The following is a 16280-nucleotide window of genomic DNA, read 5'->3' as shown; positions in this document are numbered from 1 at the left end:
ACTGCCAACCGGGCTTTTCCATGCATCTCGTTCGCGCTGCGCGCTCAGTCGTGCTTCAGTCCGTCGAGCACGTCGAGCAACGCCTGCCGCAACGCAATGACGTCGACGGTTGTGCCCGGCTTGCCCGGCACACGCGTATCGACGGCAGCCTGCCCGTCGGGCTCGACCCGCTCTGCCGCGGCCCGCTGGCCTCCCGGCGAATCGAGCCGGTTGCGCGCACCGTTGATCGTGAACCCCTGCTCGTACAACAACTCGCGAATCCGCCGGATCAGCAGGACCTCGTGATGCTGGTAATACCGGCGATTGCCGCGCCGCTTCACCGGCCGCAGCTGAGTGAATTCCTGTTCCCAGTAACGCAGCACATGCGGCTTGACCCCGCACAGTTCGCTGACTTCACCGATCGTGAAGTAGCGCTTCGCGGGAATCGGAGGCAAGACGACTTTCTCAACCGTAGTGGTCATCGTCGGTTAACCGTCGGTAAAGGGTGCGCGGCGGCCGCGCGGGGGCATCAGCGCGAGGAGCTTACTCCGTGCCGTTTTCGACCAGTGCCTTCAGTTTCTGGCTCGCGTGGAAGGTTACCACCCGGCGGGCCGCGATCGGAATCGCCTCGCCCGTCTTCGGATTGCGGCCCGGACGCTGCGGCTTGTCGCGCAACTGGAAGTTGCCGAAGCCCGACAGCTTGACGCTTTCGCCATTCTCGAGCGCGTCGCGGATCACCTCGAAAAACGCCTCGACCATGTCCTTCGCTTCACGCTTGTTCAGCCCGACGCTGTCGAACAGCAGCTCCGCCAGCTCCGCCTTCGTCAGCGTGGGCGTCTCGGTGGACGCCGGCGCCGAAGCGTCGCGGTTCATGGCGCTGCGTTGCGCCGTCAGGAGGGCTTCGAATTCACTCGAGGTCATGTCGTTCATATCTGCCATACAGCGCGTTGAATCAAAACTTACGATGGGGAAAAGCCGCCCGCGAACGGGCGGATCCTCTCCTTAGCCGCGCAGGCGCGCACCAGCACGAGCCATCCGCTCGACCAGCGTCTGGATCGCCTGATCGACGACCTCGTCCTGTAGCGTGCCAGCCGCATCCTGCAGCGTCACGCGGAAGGCAAGGCTCTTCTCGTTCGCGGCAAGACCACCGGAAGTATTTGATTTTGCACGAAATTCGTCGAAGAGTACAACCTTCTGAACGAATCGGCAGGCCTCTTCGGCAAGCGCCTTCTTCATTTCGTCGAAAAGTGCCTGAACCTCGACCGCCTGATCGACGACAACGGCGATATCGCGACGCACCGGCGGGAATTTCGACACGTCGGTCGGTGCCGGCAGCGCACGCGCGATCAGCGCGTCCGCGTCGATTTCGAACATCACCGGTGCGTGCGGCAGCTCGTACTTCTGCATCAGGCGCGGATGCAGTTCGCCGATCCAGCCGACCGCACGGCCATCGACCTCGATGCGTGCGCTGCGGCCCGGATGAAGGGCCGGATGCTCAGCCTTCACGAAGCGTGCGGCCGCCGGCGCAAGCAGCGCCTCGAGATCGCCCTTCACGTCGAAGAAATCGACCGCGCGGGTGGCGACACCCCACTGCTCGTCGACTGCCGGACCGTACGCCAGCGCGCCGACACGCTTCGGCTGCGCATGACCTTCGACCGCCAGTTCGCCGGCCTTCACCGACGAATCCGTGAGGAACACGCGGCCCGATTCGAACACGCGCACGCGATCGGCGCGGCGATTGAGGTTGTGGCGCAGCACGGCGATCAGGCTGCCGAACAGCGTCGTGCGCATCACCGAAAGCTGGCTCGCGATCGGGTTCAGCAGCCGGATCGGGTTGTCGTTGCCCGCGAAATCGCGCTCCCACTCCGCATCGACGAAGCTGAAGTTGACGGTTTCCGCGTAGTCGCGCGCGGCAAGCGCGTGACGGATGTCGTGGATCGAGCGCCGCGTCTCGTTGGTCGCGCGCATTTCGCTCGTCGCGACCGGCGGACGCGCCGGGATCTTTTCGAAACCGTAGATGCGCGCCACTTCCTCGATCAGGTCTTCCTCGATCTCGATGTCGAAGCGGTGCGACGGCGGCGTGACGAGGAATGCGTCGTCTTCACGCTCGAACGGCAGGCCGAGGCGCGTGAAGATGCTGGCGATCTCGTCGGCGCCGATCTTCACGCCGATGATGCGGTTCGCGCGCGACACGCGCATCTTCACCGGCGCACGCTGCGGCAGGTTCACCGACTGATCGTCGACCGGGCCTGCCTTGCCGCCGCAGATCTCGAGAATCAGTTGCGTGATGCGCTCGACGTGCTCGACGGTCGTCGCGTAGTCGACGCCGCGCTCGAAGCGATGCGCCGCATCGGTCGAGAAGTTGTACTTGCGCGCGCGGCCGCGGATGCTGTCCGGCCACCAGAACGCAGCTTCGAGATAGATGTTGGTCGTGTCGAGCGTGACGGCCGTGCTGTCGCCGCCCATGATGCCGGCCAGGCTCTCGACCTGGCGGTCATCCGAAATCACGCCGACCGTTTCGTCGAGTTCGACCGTGTTGCCGTTGAGCAGCTTCAGCGATTCGCCGCGCTTGCCCCAGCGCACCTCGATGCCGCCGTGGATCTTGTCGAGATCGAACACGTGCGACGGGCGGCCGAGCTCGAACATCACGTAGTTCGAGATGTCGACGAGCGCGGACACGCTGCGCTGGCCCGAACGCTCGAGGCGCTCGACCATCCACTGCGGCGTCTTCGCGTGCGCGTTCACGCCGCGGATCACGCGACCCGAGAAACGGCCGCACAGATCCGGCGCGGCGATGCGCACCGGCAACGTTTCGTCGAGCTCGACGCGCACCGGGCGGATGTCGACCGGCGTCAGCGGCGCGCCGGTGATCGCGGCCGTCTCGCGCGCGATACCGAACACGGACAGGCAGTCGGCCTTGTTCGGCGTCAGCTTGATTTCGAAGACCGTGTCGTCGAGATTGAGCGTCTCGCGGATGTCCTGGCCGACCGGCGTGGCTTCCGGCAGGATCAGCAGGCCGCTGTGATCCTCGGACAGCTTCAGCTCGCGCGCCGAGCACAGCATCCCCTGGCTCTCCACGCCGCGCAGCTTCGACAGCTTGATCGCGAACGGCTTGCCGCCCTCTTCCGCCGGCGGCAGTTCCGCACCGACCAGCGCGACCGGCACCTTGATGCCGGGCGCCACGTTCGGCGCACCGCAGACGATGTTCAGCGTCGCGCCGGTACCGGCGTCGACCTGGCAGACATTGAGCTTGTCCGCATCCGGATGCTTGACGACTTCGAGCACGCGGCCAACGACGATCTTCGACGTCGGCGGCGCAGCCTTGCTCAGCGATTCGACTTCGAGCCCCGCCATCGTCAGCGCGTGCGACAGTTCGTCGGTCGTCAGCTGCGGGTCGACAAAGGTTCTCAACCAGGATTCAGGGAATTGCATGGATGTCTACGTTCGAAACAGGTTAGATCGACGCCCGGGCCCCGTCGGATCGTCCGTCGGGGCGTGCGCGGGCACAGGTCGGCGCGGCGAGCGGCGTTATGCGAACTGGCGCAGGAAACGCAGGTCGTTCTCGAAGAACAGCCGGAGATCCTGGACGCCGTAGCGCAGCATCGTCAGACGCTCGAGGCCACTGCCGAACGCGAAGCCGATGTAGCGCTCGGGATCGAGGCCCATGTTGCGGATCACGGTCGGATGCACCTGCCCCGAGCCGGAGATCTCGAGCCACTTGCCCGCGTTCTTGCCTTGCTCGAACATCATGTCGATCTCGGCCGACGGTTCCGTGAACGGGAAATACGACGGACGGAAGCGCACGAGGATGTCGTCGCGCTCGAAGAATTTTTTCAGGAAGTCGGTATAGACGCCCTTGAGGTCGGCGAAGCTGATGTTTTCGTCGATCCACAGCCCCTCGACCTGATTGAACATCGGCGAGTGGGTCGCATCGCTGTCGACGCGATACGTGCGGCCCGGCGCGATCACCTTGATCGGCGGACGGTTCATGCGCGCGTAACGCACCTGCATCGGGCTCGTGTGCGTGCGCAGCAGCAGCTGGCGGCCGTCGGCATCCTTGCCTTCGACGTAGAAGGTGTCCTGCATCGAACGCGCCGGATGGTTCTCCGGGCTGTTCAGCGACGTGAAGTTGTACCAGTCCGTCTCGATTTCGGGGCCGTCGGCCACATCGAAACCGATCGAGCCGAAAATCTGTTCGACCCGCTCCCACGTGCGCATCACGGGGTGCAGGCTGCCTGCGCCGGCGCCGCGGCCCGGCAGCGTCACGTCGATCGCTTCGGCAGTGAGGCGCTGATTCAGCAGCGCGTCGGCCAGTGCCTGGCGACGGGCGGTCAGCGCGGCTTCAACCTGCTGCTTCACGACGTTGATGCGTGCGCCTTCGGTCTTGCGCGTTTCGGGATCGAGCTTGCCGAGGCCCTTCAGCAACTCGGTCAGCGCACCCGACTTGCCGAGAAATCGTGCTTTCTCGTTTTCGAGCGTGGTGATGTCGGCAGCCTGTTCGAAGGACTGCTGCGCGTCGGCGACAATCTGGTCCAGATCCATAGATCCCATCATTTCCAACGTCATTCGGTCTTGGCGAGCGAAACTGCTCCACCAAACAAAAAAGGGGCTCGGAAGAGCCCCGTTTTCGCTGCAGCGGCCGAGACTACCGGAACATCGCTGCAACTAACCACGCAGTGCTAATTTCGCAATTAGGCTGCAACGGCGGCTTTCACCTGCTTGACGATCGCAGCAAAAGCAGCCTTGTCGAACACCGCCATGTCAGCCAGCACCTTACGGTCGAGTTCGATCGACGCCTTCTTCAGGCCGTTGATGAACACGCTGTAGGTCATGTCGTGCTGACGAACTGCCGCGTTGATACGCGTGATCCACAGTGCGCGGAACACACGCTTCTTGTTGCGGCGGTCGCGGTACGCGTACTGACCAGCGCGCATCACCGCTTGCTTGGCGATGCGGTAGACGTTATTGCGGCGGCCGCGATAACCCTTGGCCAGGTTGATGATCTTCTTGTGGCGGGCCCGTGCGGTTACCCCACGTTTGACTCGAGGCATGTTTCTCTCCTTAGAGTATCAGTTGAGGGGTTACGCGAACGGCAGCATCGCGCGGACGGAGTTCAGATCGGAATCATGAACTGCCGTTGCGCCGCGCAGGTGACGCTTGTTCTTCGTGGTTTTCTTGGTCAGGATGTGGCGCTTGAAGGCTTGACCGCGCTTGACGGTACCGCCCGGACGCACCACGAAGCGCTTTGCAGCGCTCTTCTTGGTCTTCATCTTAGGCATGACGAACAACTCCAGTTTATTAGATGGCGATGGGTGTGCGGTTGGCTTGCGCCCTTGACCCGCCCTTCGAAACCCAGTCCACTTGTGTACGGCGTGCCGCTTGCGCAGCCGCCGTCATTGTTGGCGCGCCGCCCTGACCGGGCAACGCGCCGAACCACTGTCGAACCAGCGCGCAACGCGCGCGGGCCCGTTACTTCTTTTTCTTCGGCGAGAGCACCATGATCATCTGGCGCCCTTCCATCTTCGGCATCTGCTCGACCTGGCCGACTTCCTCGAGATCCGTGCGCAGACGCTCAAGCATCCGCATACCGATCTCCTGGTGAGCCATTTCACGGCCGCGGAAACGCAACGTGATCTTCGTCTTGTCGCCCTCTTCGAGGAAGCGCACGAGGTTGCGGAGCTTGACGTTGTAGTCACCGTCATCGGTACCCGGGCGGAACTTGACTTCCTTGACCTGGATGACCTTCTGCTTCAGCTTCGCTTCGTGCTGCTTCTTCGATTCCTGGTACTTGAACTTGCCGTAATCCATCAGACGGCAAACCGGGGGAACCGCTTGCGGCGCGATTTCCACCAGGTCAACATCCAGTTCTTCCGATTTACGGAAAGCATCAGCGAGTTTTACGATACCGAGCGGTTCGTTCTCGATCCCGACCAGGCGCACTTCCGGCGCAGTGATTTCACCGTTGATGCGGTGCGACGACTTATCAGTAGCGATGTTACGTTTCCTCTAAAAATTAAAAAAACGAGCCGCGCTGCCAGGGCGGTTACTTGAACGAGCGCAGGTCTTCCTGCAGACGCTCAACGAAGGCTTCGACCGGCATTACGCCAAGATCGACGCCGCCACGGGCACGCACGGCTACCGTTTGCGCATCACGCTCCTTATCGCCCACGACGAGGAGATAAGGCACCTTTTCCAGCGTGTGCTCGCGTATTTTATAGCTAATCTTCTCGTTGCGCAAATCGGCCGCCACTCTAACCCCTTGTTTTTGCAACGTTTGGGCCAGAGAGTGCGCATATTCGGCCTGACTTTCGGCGATATTCAGCACAATTGCCTGGAACGGCGCGAGCCAGGCGGGCATTGCACCAGCATGGTGCTCGATCAAAATGCCGAGGAATCGCTCCATCGAACCGACGATTGCGCGGTGCAGCATCACCGGCCGGCGGCGGCTGTTGTCCTCCGCCACGTACTCGGCGCCGAGGCGCTCCGGCAGCACCATGTCGAGCTGCAGCGTGCCGCACTGCCACGAACGGCCGAGCGCATCCTTGATGTGGTACTCGATCTTCGGGCCGTAGAACGCGCCTTCGCCCGGCAGCTCTTCCCACGTGAGGCCGCAGGCCGTCAGTGCGTCGCGCAGGCCCTGCTCCGCGCGATCCCACGTCTCGTCGGTGCCCGCGCGCTGCTCCGGACGCAACGACAGCTTGATGTCGATGTGATCGAAACCGAAATCCTTGTACACGCTCATCGCCAGCGTGTTGAACGCGATCGATTCCGAGATGAACTGGTCTTCCGTACAGAAGATGTGCGCATCGTCCTGCACGAAGCCGCGCACGCGCATCAGGCCGTGCAGCGCGCCCGACGCCTCGTTGCGGTGACACGAGCCGAACTCCGCGTAACGCAGCGGCAGATCGCGGTACGAACGCAGACCATGCTTGAACACCTGGACGTGGCCCGGGCAGTTCATCGGCTTGATCGCGTAGTCGCGCTTCTCCGACTCCGTCGTGAACATGTTCTCGCGGTAGTTCTGCCAGTGGCCCGACGCTTCCCACAGCGACCGGTCCATGATCATCGGCGTCTTGATCTCGAGGTAGCCGGCGTCGTTCACGCGGCGGCGCATGTACTGCTCGACCTGCTGCCACAGCGCCCAGCCCTTCGGATGCCAGAACACCATGCCCGGCGACTCTTCCTGCATGTGGAACAGGTCGAGCTGCTTGCCGAGCTTGCGGTGGTCGCGCTTTTCCGCTTCCTCGAGCATGTGCAGGTACTGGTCCTGGTCTTCCTTCTTGGTCCAGGCCGTGCCGTAGATGCGCTGCAGCTGCTCGTTCTTCGAATCGCCGCGCCAGTACGCACCCGCGACCTTCATCAGCTTGAAGACCTTCAGCTTGCCGGTGGACGGCACGTGCGGGCCGCGGCACAGGTCGGTAAAGCCGCCGTGCGAGTACAGCTTGATTTCGTCGCTTTGCGGAATCGATTCGATGATCTCGGCCTTGTACTTCTCGCCAATGCTGCGGAAGTAACCGGCCGCCTCGTCGCGCGACACGACGCGGCGCGTGACGGGCTCGTCCTTCTTCACGATCTCCTGCATGCGCTTTTCGATCTTTTCCAGATCTTCGGGCGTAAACGGGCGGTTGTACGAGAAGTCGTAATAGAAGCCGTTGTCGATCACCGGGCCGATCGTCACCTGCGCATCCGGGTACAGTTCCTTCACCGCGTAGGCGAGCAAGTGCGCCGTCGAGTGACGGATGATGTCGAGACCGTCGGCATCCTTGTCCGTGACGATCGCGAGCGATGCGTCGCGGTCGATCACCGTCGACGCGTCAACGAGCTCGCCATCGAGCTTGCCACCAAGCGCAGCCTTTGCAAGGCCGGGACCGATCGAGGCTGCAACCTCGGCAACTGTCACCGGATGCTCGTATTGTCGAACTGAGCCGTCAGGCAAGCGTATCGAAACCATAGCAATCTCCGTGATGCCGACAGTGGGCGGCAGACCAGGTACGCGGAATGAAAATCACGCGTGAAAATTTCGCGACAAAAAAAATGCGGCCCCGCTTTCGAGGGGCCGCATTCGATACTTCACTCAAACTGAAAGGGCGAAAACGTTCCTCGACTAGCGTCGCTCCGAAGTAGTTTCGGTCAACGTTCGCGGTGTCATAACCGTATTCGCCTTGTTCGCGTTGAGTAATTTACTGCATCGAACACCCGGAGGCCGGGCATTCTCAATTCGTTGGTAGGCTCGATTGGACTCGAACCAACGACCCCCACCATGTCAAGGTGGTGCTCTAACCAGCTGAGCTACGAGCCTAGAGAAGCTAAGATTATATGGAGCTGCTACAGGTTTGGCAAGGGTTTTTATGCGGCCGCAGCAAAATAATGGGGCGCCAACCCCATCATGACTTCCGCCCCGCCCGCACCACGCCCTGCACCTCGCCGAGCAGCGTGCACGCGCGCTGCACCTGCGCCGAATTCGACACCTCGACCGTGAACTGCATGAATGCCGCATTGCGGCGGCTCTGCGTCTTCACGCCCACGACGTTCATCTTTTCGCGCGCGAACACTTCGGAGATGTCGCGCAGCAACCCTTGCCGATCGCTTGCCTCGATCATCAGGTCGACCGGATAGACGGACGCACCGCGCCCGCCCAGCACGTCGGCCGACCAGGTCGTCTGCAGCACGCGTTCCGGCGCGCGCTCGACCATCCGGCGGAACGTCGGGCAGTCGGTGCGGTGAATCGACATCCCCTTGCCGCGCGTGACGAAACCGCTGATCGGATCGGGCGGCGCCGGACGGCAGCAGCGCGCGAGCTGGGTCAGCAGCGCGTCGACGCCCACCACCAGCACGCCGGTGGACGCGCCGTGCGCCACGCTTGCACCGCTGCTGCGCTTCTCGAAATCGGCTGGCGCCTCGGGCGCCGGTTCCGGCGGCGGCGCATCGGACAGTGCGTGCTCGACGTTGCGCAGGCTGAACTCTTCCTTGCCGACGACCGAAAACAGCTCCTCGGGCGACTTGAAGCCGAGCTTCGCGGCGAGGTTGTCCAGGCTGACCGACGTCTTGCCTTCGCGCTGCAACGTCTTTTCGACGAGCGCCCGGCCGTGCGCGACGTTTTCTTCCTGCTCGATCGAGTTGAACCACGCACGCACCTTCTGCCGCGCGCGCGGGCTCTTCATGTAGCCGAGCTGCACGTTCAGCCAGTCGCGCGACGGTCCGCCCTCCTTCACCGCGACGATCTCGACCGTCTGGCCGTTCGCGAGCGACGTATTCAGCGGCACCATCACGCCGTCGACACGTGCGCCACGACAACGGTGGCCAAGCTCGCTGTGCAGGTGGTACGCGAAATCGACCGGCGTCGCGCCCTGCGGCAGCGCAATCACGCGCGCCTGCGGCGTCAGCACGTAGATGTGGTCGTCGTCGAGCGACGTCTCGCGCAATTGCGCCCACGCCTGGTCGCCCGACACCTCGGTGCCGTCCTCGACGTCGTCCTTCCACGCCAGCAACTGGCGCAGCCACGCGATCTTCTCGTCGTACTTGTCGCTTGCCGAGAACTGGCCGCCGTAACCGCGCGCGCCGGCCTCCTTGTAGCGCCAGTGGGCGGCCACGCCGTACTCGGCGAAACGATGCATCTCCTGCGTGCGGATCTGCACCTCGAACGCACGACCGTCGTCGCCGATCACGACCGTATGCAGCGACTTGTAGCCGTTCGGCTTCGGCCGCGAGATGTAGTCGTCGAATTCCTTCGGCACCGGCTGCCACAGGTGATGCACGATGCCGAGCACCGCGTAGCAATCCTTGATGTCCGGCACGATCACGCGAAACGCGCGCACGTCGTACAGCTCGGAAAAATCCAGTTCCTTGCCGCGCATCTTGCGCCAGATGCTGTAGATATGCTTCGGCCGGCCGCTCACGTCGGCCTGGATGTTCGCTTCCGCCAGCTCGTGCTGCAGCCGCCCGATCGCCTGCGTGACGTATGCCTCGCGCTCGATGCGCTTCTCGTCGAGCAGCTTCGCGATCCGCTTGTAGGTGACGGGATCCTCGAAGCGGAACGCGAGATCCTCGAGCTCCCACTTCAGTTGCCAGATACCGAGACGGTTCGCGAGCGGCGCATAGATCTCGAGCGTCTCGCGCGCAACGTCGGGCGGCGGGTCGATCTTCATGGCCGCGTAGTAGCGCAGCGACTGCAACCGCGACGCGAGCCGGATCAACACCACGCGGATGTCCTGCGCGAACGCAAGCAGCATCTTGCGCAGCGCCTCGATCTGCGTGCGCCGCTCCTCCGCCGCGTCGCGCCCGGCGTCGGGCACGGCATTCTGCGCGGCACGCAGGCTGACCGTGCCGAGCCTCAGCAGCTTGCGCACGTCGGACACGAGCCGCGCCACTTCTTCGCCGAAACGCTCGGTGAGCTCACGCTCCGGATTGCTCAGGTGCGGCGTCAGCACGAACAGCGCGGCGGCCTGCATCGCGGACGGATCGACGTTCAGCGTACGCATGATCGCCGCGGTGCCCGCCGAGTGATCGGCGAGCAGCTCACCGGACGACAGGCGCGCGTCGCCGGCCCGCTCGCGCACGAACGCGAGCACGTCGTCGAACGACGGCGCCGCGACGGGGGAAGCGGAAACGGACTCGGTCATTGCACGGCCTGGCGGAATACGGTCATCGTCGGGTAACGCCCAGTTCAGCTCCGCTGCGCGGCGACCACCACGATTTCGACGAGCAGCGCCGGATCCGCGAGCTTCGCCTCGACGGTCGCGCGCGGCGGCGTGTTGCCCTGCGCGACCCATGCGTCCCATTCCGCATTCATGCCGTCGAAGTTCGCCAGATCCGAGATGTAGATCTGCACCGACAGCAAATGCGCCTTGTCGCTGTTCGCTTCGGCGAGCAGGCGATCGATGTGGCCGAGTACTTCGCGCGTCTGGCCCTTGATGTCCTGCGTGGTGTCTTCGGCGATCTGGCCGGCCAGATACACGGTACCGTTGTGGATCGCGGTTTCGGAGAGACGGGCCCCGACGTGGTGACGAATGACTGCCATGGAATGTTCCGGTCGTGAATGGGTAAGGAAATCGGACGGCAGCACGGCCCGCGTGCCGCCGAACCGCATATTATGACGCGTTTATGCGTCGCCTTCGACGAAAAACCGCCGTGCGAGCGCAATCTGGTCGGCGCTGACGAATGCCGGCGCGTGGCCGGCACCCGGAATCTCCGCGTGCGTCACATGCCGGCCGCGACGCACCATGTCGGCCACCGTCTCGCGCGACAGCAAGTCGGACGTCTCGCCGCGCACGACGAGCAGCGACGCCTCCGTCGTCTCGATGGCATGCCACAGCGCGGCCTCGCCAAGCGCGGCCAGTTCGGGCGTTGTCGCCTTGAACGGCTCGGCGATGCGCGGATCGTAGCGCATCGTCCAGCCGCCTTCCGGCAGCTCGCGCAGCAACGGCCCGTTGATCTCGCGCCACTCGTCAGCACTCAGCGCGCCGAACGGCAACGACAGCGACGTCAGATAGTCGATGGCCTCCTGCTCGGTGTCGAAGCGCGGCTGCACGCCGAGATATTCGCCGATGCGCGTCAGCGAATCGGGCTCGATGCGCGGACCGACGTCGTTGACGATCATCCGGCGCAGCGGCGAACCGGGCAGCCCCGCGAGCGCCATGCCGATCAGGCCGCCCATCGACGTGCCGAACCAGTCGACCGATTCGACGTCGAGCCGTGCGATCAGCGTCACCATGTCGGCCACGTACTGCGGAATCGCATAGAGCCGCGGATCGGCCAGCCGGTCAGACCGGCCACGTCCGGCGACATCGGGGCAGACGACGCGATACGTATCGGACAGCGCGGCGGCGAGCCGGTCGAAATCACGCCCCGAACGCGTCAGGCCATGCACACAGACCAGCACACGCGGATTGGCGGGATCGCCCCACTCGGTATAGGCGATGCGATGAAGGCCGGCGGCACTCGCACACTGCACGCGCCGCTGGCGGGGAACCGGAGGATTCGCTGGGGTCGTTGGCATCGTTGGCATCCTGTCGAGAACGGGGGGCGACGCGCGGGGCAACGCTTGCGACGCCCGATGCCAACGATTGTAAACCGCTTCCGTCGCACGGGTCGGCTCATCGGGCCCCGAACCGGCGTCCCGCCGGTGCGCAATGACAAACGCCCCGCCTGCCGTCGGCCGGCAGGCGGGGCGTCGAATCCGCGCCGATGCGCGGCGGGTTTATGCGACCGCGCTGACGTCGAGCGGCGCGCCCGTCTTCGCCTGGATCTCGTCGGCGCTCACGCCGTCGGCGAGCTCGAGGACCTTCAGGCCGGCCGGCGTCACTTCGATCACGCCGAGATCGGTGATGATCAGGTCGACCACGCCGACACCCGTCAGCGGCAGGTTGCACTCTTCGAGGATCTTGTGCTGGTCGCCCTTCGCGACATGCTCCATCAGCACGACGACACGCCCGACGCCCGCGACGAGGTCCATCGCGCCGCCCATCCCCTTGATCATCTTGCCCGGGATCATCCAGTTCGCGAGGTCGCCCTGCTTGCTGACCTGCATCGCGCCGAGGATCGCGAGATTGATGTGGCCGCCGCGAATCATCGCGAACGAGTCGGCCGACGAGAAGATCGACGAGCCCGGCAGCGTCGTGACGGTCTGCTTGCCGGCGTTGATCAGATCGGCGTCGACTTCGTCTTCGGTCGGCGACGGGCCGATGCCGAGCAGGCCGTTCTCCGACTGCAGCCACACCTCGACGCCTTCCGGCACGTGGTTCGCGACGAGCGTCGGCAGGCCGATGCCGAGGTTCACGTAGAAGCCGTCTTGCAGTTCCTTCGCCGCGCGCGCGGCCATCTGGTCACGATTCCAGGCCATGTCAGTCTCCTTTCGCGCGTACGACGCGTTGTTCGATGCGTTTTTCCGGCGTCGCGTTCAGCACGATGCGCTGCACGAAAATCCCCGGCGTATGGACCTGGTCCGGATCGAGCGCGCCGTTCTCGACGATCTCCTCGACCTCCACCACGGTGATCTTGCCGGCCATTGCGCACATCGGGTTGAAGTTGCGCGCGGTGCGGCGGTAGATCAGGTTGCCGGACTTGTCGGCCTTCCACGCCTTCACGAGCGCGACGTCGGCCGTCAGCGACGGCTCGAGCACGTAGTGGCGGTCGCCGAACTGGCGCGTTTCCTTGCCTTCCGCGATCACGGTGCCGTAGCCGGTATTCGTGAAGAAGGCGGGAATGCCCGCGCCGCCCGCGCGCAGCTTCTCGGCGAGCGTGCCTTGGGGCGTGAATTCGAGCTCGAGTTCGCCGGCCAGGTACTGACGCTCGAACTCCTTGTTCTCGCCGACGTACGACGAGATCATCTTCTTGATCTGGCGCGTTTCCAGCAGCAGACCGAGGCCGAAGCCGTCGACGCCCGCATTGTTGCTGATGCAGGTGATGCCCTTGACGGCCGAATCGCGCAATGCCGCGATCAGCGCCTCGGGAATCCCGCACAGGCCGAAGCCGCCCACCGCGAAGGTCTGTCCGTCGCGGACGATCCCTTCCAGCGCGGCAGCCGCGCTTGGATAGACTTTGTTCATCAGTTGTCCCTTCCTCTATGGAAACCAGCAAAACCGGTTCACGCGCCCACCTGGGCCGCAAGCCTGCCGCATCATTCTATGCATGCGCGGCAGTGCCTGCGTCGAAGCGCGCTGTTTTTATGTCGCGGCAACCCGCCACGAGATGCCTGAAAGGGTACGATGCGGCGCGGATGCGGCACAATACGCAAAAATACATAAGCGTTTGCCTCCGCTTGCCCGCGCCATGCCCGCTCTCGATTACCAGACTGCCTTCCACCTCGCGCCGCTCGGTCTCGTGCTGTCGCGCGACCGCGTGATCGAGGATTGCAACGACGCGCTCGCGTCGATCTTCCGCTGCGCGCGGGCCGACCTGATCGGAAAATCGTACGAGGTGCTCTACCCGTCGACGGACGAATTCCAGCGCATCGGCGAGCGCATCGCGCGCGTGATGGCCGCGAACGGCATCTACTCGGATGACAGAATCATGAAGCGCGCGGACGGCGAGCTGTTCTGGTGCCACGTGACGGGCCGCGCACTCGACCGCACCGCGCCGCTCGCGGCCGGCGTGTGGACCTTCGAGGATTTGAGCGCGACGCGCCGCGTCGCGGTCGAGCTGACCCCGCGCGAGCGCGAGATCGCCGCGCAACTCGCCACCGGCAAGACCAGCAAACAGATCGGGCGCGTGCTCGACATCAGCTCGCGCACGGTCGACATCTACCGCGCACGGCTGATGCGCAAGTACGGAACGAGCAATACGCCGGAGCTGCTGCAGCGCCTGCTCGGGCAGTGAACGCGCAATGGATGGCGCGCCCGAATGACGATCGGCCGCGCATGGCGGCCGATTCGGGTGACAACAGGCATGGCGACTCACCGGCACGCCGCGCCGGCGTCACCGCATCGGCACTCAGCCGACCTTCGCCGCGAGCGCGCGCTCGATCGTGTCGCGCAGCAGGCGCGGCAGTTCCACCGACTTGCCGAGCGCGTAATCGACCCACACGCAACGCGCGTTGCCACGCGCATAGACATGCTGCGGATCATCCGCGCGCGTGAGTTCGAACCCGGTGTCGAAACTGCTTCGGCCCGGTTTCGCGGCCGACATCTTCGCGATCACGTCGCCCGGATAGTGCAGTTGCTTGAGGAATTCCATCGACGCCGTGACGATGACGGGCCCCTGCCCCTCGCCGTTGCCGCCGGCGATGCCGAGCTGCTCGAACCACGAAATCCGCGCCTGCTCCATGTAGCGGAAATAGACCGTGTTGTTCACATGGCCGAACGCATCCATGTCGCCCCAGCGGATCGGCATCGACATCTCAAAAACGGGGGAGTAATCGCTTGTTTCACTCATTGCAGTCTTCTTTGTTGCTGAATGTCATCCGCTCAGGCGAGGCCGAAGCCGTCATCGGCGGAGATAATCGAGCCATTGATGAACTGCGACTCGTCGGCCGCGAGCAGCAACAACAGCCCGTCGAGATCCTGCGGCTTGCCGACGCGCCGGCGCGGCAGTATCGACTGCAGCTTCTGGCCCTGCTCGGATTCCCACAGGTAATGATTGATTTCGGTATCGATATAGCCCGGACAGATCGCGTTGACGTTGATCCCGTGGCGCCCCCACTCGAGCGCCATCGCGCGCGTCATCTGCACGACCGCGGCCTTGCTCATCGCAAACAGCCCGATCTGCGGGAACACGCGCAACCCGGCCACCGACGCGATGTTGATGATCCGGCAAGGCGGCTTGCCGTTGCTGCTCCCGTTCGCGCGCATGATCATCCGCTTCGCGACTTCCTGTGCGACGAAAAATGCGCCGCGCGTGTTCGTATCGAACACGGACTCGAAATCCTCCGGCGTCACGTCGACGAGCTTCTGCATCGTCGAGACGCCCGAATTGTTCACAAGGATGTCGATTGTGCCGGCTTCCGTCTCCGCATGCGCGACGGCCGCCTTGATGCTCTGGATGTCGGTCACGTCGAGCGACACGACGTGCGCGGCGCCGCCAGCCGCCTCGATCTCCGCGCGCAGTTCCTTCAGGCGCTCGACGCGGCGGCTCGCGAGCACGACCTTCGCGCCGGCCTGCGACAGTACCTGCGCAAAGCGCTGACCGAGGCCGCTCGACGCGCCCGTGACCAGCGCAACCTTGCCTTCCAGATTGATCGATCGACCCATTTGCACATCCCCTTTCGATGTCGTTTCACCCGCCCGGGCGGCACAGCCCGGGCAGCCTTACCCTAGCACAAAAATAGAACGATCGTGCTAATCTACCCGCATGTTGTTGCGGCAAGCGTTTCGTTTCGCAGACAATACGCTCCCGAATAAAAGCATTCTAACGGTTAGAGGAACGCCAATGACCCCCGCAAGCCTCATCGAGCAATACGGCCCGCGCGAATCGATGGAATACGACGTCGTGATCGTCGGCGGCGGCCCCGCCGGGCTGTCGGCGGCGATCCGGCTTAAGCAGCTGGCCGCCGAGAAAGGCACCGAGATCGGCGTGTGCGTGCTCGAGAAGGGTTCCGAGATCGGCGCGCACATCCTGTCGGGCGCGGTGATGGACCCGCGCGCGATCAACGAACTGTTCCCCGACTGGAAGGAACGGGGTGCGCCGCTCGACGTCGAGGTGACGGAAGACCGCTTCCTGTTCCTGTCCGAGAAAAGCGCGGTCACGACGCCGAACTGGGCGCTGCCCGCCAACTTCCAGAACCACGGCAACTACGTGATTTCGCTGGGCAACGTCACGCGCTGGCTCGGGGCACAGGCCGAAGCGCTGGGCGTCGAGATCTTCCCGGG

The 16280-nt window shown here is 64.1% G+C and carries 17 protein-coding genes and 1 tRNA gene; 2 read left to right on the top strand and 16 right to left on the bottom strand.

What is annotated here, in order from left to right:
* Nucleotides 1-44: 44 nt before the first annotated feature.
* From BLA15945_RS02540 to BLA15945_RS02475, 14 genes are all read right to left on the bottom strand, one after another.
* Nucleotides 45-461, bottom strand: a complete 417-nt coding sequence (locus BLA15945_RS02540; protein WP_059234711.1) for a MerR family transcriptional regulator — start codon at nucleotides 459-461, stop codon at nucleotides 45-47.
* Between the two features lie 61 nt (nucleotides 462-522).
* Nucleotides 523-909 carry an integration host factor subunit alpha gene (locus BLA15945_RS02535; RefSeq protein WP_046545481.1) on the bottom strand — a complete coding sequence of 129 codons (387 nt, stop codon included), beginning with the start codon at nucleotides 907-909 and terminating at the stop codon, nucleotides 523-525.
* Nucleotides 910-981: 72 nt separating this feature from the next.
* Complete coding sequence (pheT, locus tag BLA15945_RS02530; protein ID WP_174991404.1) at nucleotides 982-3411, bottom strand: phenylalanine--tRNA ligase subunit beta; 2430 nt, start codon at nucleotides 3409-3411, stop codon at nucleotides 982-984.
* Between the two features lie 96 nt (nucleotides 3412-3507).
* Nucleotides 3508-4521, bottom strand: a complete 1014-nt coding sequence (pheS, locus tag BLA15945_RS02525) for a phenylalanine--tRNA ligase subunit alpha (RefSeq protein WP_059234715.1) — start codon at nucleotides 4519-4521, stop codon at nucleotides 3508-3510.
* 149 nt (nucleotides 4522-4670) lie between these two features.
* Entirely contained in the window at nucleotides 4671-5030 is a 360-nt protein-coding gene (rplT, locus tag BLA15945_RS02520) for a 50S ribosomal protein L20 (protein WP_004192938.1), read from the bottom strand.
* Nucleotides 5031-5060: 30 nt separating this feature from the next.
* A complete protein-coding gene (gene rpmI / locus BLA15945_RS02515) occupies nucleotides 5061-5258 on the bottom strand; it encodes a 50S ribosomal protein L35 (protein WP_004191477.1) in 198 nt (65 codons plus the stop codon).
* A 190-nt stretch (nucleotides 5259-5448) separates the two neighbouring features.
* Nucleotides 5449-5973, bottom strand: coding sequence for a translation initiation factor IF-3 (gene infC / locus BLA15945_RS02510; protein ID WP_071734130.1), 525 nt, complete (start codon nucleotides 5971-5973; stop codon nucleotides 5449-5451).
* A gap of 49 nt (nucleotides 5974-6022) precedes the next feature.
* Entirely contained in the window at nucleotides 6023-7930 is a 1908-nt protein-coding gene (gene thrS / locus BLA15945_RS02505) for a threonine--tRNA ligase (RefSeq protein ID WP_059234718.1), read from the bottom strand.
* 271 nt (nucleotides 7931-8201) lie between these two features.
* Nucleotides 8202-8278, bottom strand: a tRNA-Val gene (locus BLA15945_RS02500).
* Nucleotides 8279-8363: 85 nt separating this feature from the next.
* Nucleotides 8364-10598, bottom strand: a complete 2235-nt coding sequence (locus BLA15945_RS02495) for a RelA/SpoT family protein (protein ID WP_174991403.1) — start codon at nucleotides 10596-10598, stop codon at nucleotides 8364-8366.
* Nucleotides 10599-10642: 44 nt separating this feature from the next.
* The gene (locus tag BLA15945_RS02490; protein ID WP_021162422.1) at nucleotides 10643-10996 is read right to left on the bottom strand and encodes a RidA family protein; all 354 of its coding nucleotides are present in this window, start codon (nucleotides 10994-10996) and stop codon (nucleotides 10643-10645) included.
* Between the two features lie 81 nt (nucleotides 10997-11077).
* On the bottom strand, nucleotides 11078-11974 hold the full coding sequence (locus BLA15945_RS02485) for an alpha/beta fold hydrolase (RefSeq protein WP_059234722.1): 897 nt from the start codon (nucleotides 11972-11974) through the stop codon (nucleotides 11078-11080).
* A 201-nt stretch (nucleotides 11975-12175) separates the two neighbouring features.
* Entirely contained in the window at nucleotides 12176-12817 is a 642-nt protein-coding gene (locus BLA15945_RS02480; protein WP_006476194.1) for a CoA transferase subunit B, read from the bottom strand.
* Nucleotide 12818: 1 nt separating this feature from the next.
* Nucleotides 12819-13523 carry a CoA transferase subunit A gene (locus BLA15945_RS02475; RefSeq protein WP_012328363.1) on the bottom strand — a complete coding sequence of 235 codons (705 nt, stop codon included), beginning with the start codon at nucleotides 13521-13523 and terminating at the stop codon, nucleotides 12819-12821.
* A gap of 223 nt (nucleotides 13524-13746) precedes the next feature.
* On the opposite strand from BLA15945_RS02475, the gene BLA15945_RS02470 reads away from it, so the two are divergent.
* The gene (locus BLA15945_RS02470) at nucleotides 13747-14292 is read left to right on the top strand and encodes a PAS and helix-turn-helix domain-containing protein (protein ID WP_174991402.1); all 546 of its coding nucleotides are present in this window, start codon (nucleotides 13747-13749) and stop codon (nucleotides 14290-14292) included.
* Between the two features lie 114 nt (nucleotides 14293-14406).
* Here BLA15945_RS02470 and BLA15945_RS02465 read toward each other — a convergent pair whose 3' ends face one another.
* Complete coding sequence (locus BLA15945_RS02465) at nucleotides 14407-14847, bottom strand: acyl-CoA thioesterase (protein WP_174991401.1); 441 nt, start codon at nucleotides 14845-14847, stop codon at nucleotides 14407-14409.
* A 32-nt stretch (nucleotides 14848-14879) separates the two neighbouring features.
* Nucleotides 14880-15662: an SDR family oxidoreductase gene (locus BLA15945_RS02460; RefSeq protein ID WP_059234728.1), complete on the bottom strand. Its 783-nt coding sequence runs from the start codon at nucleotides 15660-15662 to the stop codon at nucleotides 14880-14882.
* Nucleotides 15663-15840: 178 nt separating this feature from the next.
* Between BLA15945_RS02460 and BLA15945_RS02455 the strand changes: the two genes are divergently transcribed.
* Nucleotides 15841-16280 (top strand): NAD(P)/FAD-dependent oxidoreductase (locus tag BLA15945_RS02455; RefSeq protein ID WP_174991400.1); only part of this gene is annotated, 440 nt, incomplete at its 3' end.

The organism is Burkholderia arboris (assembly GCF_902499125.1).
In the GTDB taxonomy this organism is placed as follows: Bacteria; Pseudomonadota; Gammaproteobacteria; order Burkholderiales; family Burkholderiaceae; genus Burkholderia; species Burkholderia arboris.
This window is presented reverse-complemented; position numbering and strand designations above follow the sequence as displayed.

Coding starts and splice junctions, on each gene's coding strand:
- BLA15945_RS02465 (WP_174991401.1), bottom strand. CDS start 14,847: ATGAGTGAAACAAGCGATTACTCCCCCGTTTTTGAGATGTCGATGCCG.
- BLA15945_RS02460 (WP_059234728.1), bottom strand. CDS start 15,662: ATGGGTCGATCGATCAATCTGGAAGGCAAGGTTGCGCTGGTCACGGGC.
- pheT (WP_174991404.1), bottom strand. CDS start 3,411: ATGCAATTCCCTGAATCCTGGTTGAGAACCTTTGTCGACCCGCAGCTG.
- BLA15945_RS02485 (WP_059234722.1), bottom strand. CDS start 11,974: ATGCCAACGACCCCAGCGAATCCTCCGGTTCCCCGCCAGCGGCGCGTG.
- BLA15945_RS02495 (WP_174991403.1), bottom strand. CDS start 10,598: ATGACCGAGTCCGTTTCCGCTTCCCCCGTCGCGGCGCCGTCGTTCGAC.
- BLA15945_RS02470 (WP_174991402.1), top strand. CDS start 13,747: ATGCCCGCTCTCGATTACCAGACTGCCTTCCACCTCGCGCCGCTCGGT.
- pheS (WP_059234715.1), bottom strand. CDS start 4,521: ATGGATCTGGACCAGATTGTCGCCGACGCGCAGCAGTCCTTCGAACAG.
- BLA15945_RS02475 (WP_012328363.1), bottom strand. CDS start 13,523: ATGAACAAAGTCTATCCAAGCGCGGCTGCCGCGCTGGAAGGGATCGTC.
- BLA15945_RS02490 (WP_021162422.1), bottom strand. CDS start 10,996: ATGGCAGTCATTCGTCACCACGTCGGGGCCCGTCTCTCCGAAACCGCG.
- thrS (WP_059234718.1), bottom strand. CDS start 7,930: ATGGTTTCGATACGCTTGCCTGACGGCTCAGTTCGACAATACGAGCAT.
- BLA15945_RS02535 (WP_046545481.1), bottom strand. CDS start 909: ATGAACGACATGACCTCGAGTGAATTCGAAGCCCTCCTGACGGCGCAA.
- BLA15945_RS02480 (WP_006476194.1), bottom strand. CDS start 12,817: ATGGCCTGGAATCGTGACCAGATGGCCGCGCGCGCGGCGAAGGAACTG.
- rplT (WP_004192938.1), bottom strand. CDS start 5,030: ATGCCTCGAGTCAAACGTGGGGTAACCGCACGGGCCCGCCACAAGAAG.
- rpmI (WP_004191477.1), bottom strand. CDS start 5,258: ATGCCTAAGATGAAGACCAAGAAGAGCGCTGCAAAGCGCTTCGTGGTG.
- BLA15945_RS02540 (WP_059234711.1), bottom strand. CDS start 461: ATGACCACTACGGTTGAGAAAGTCGTCTTGCCTCCGATTCCCGCGAAG.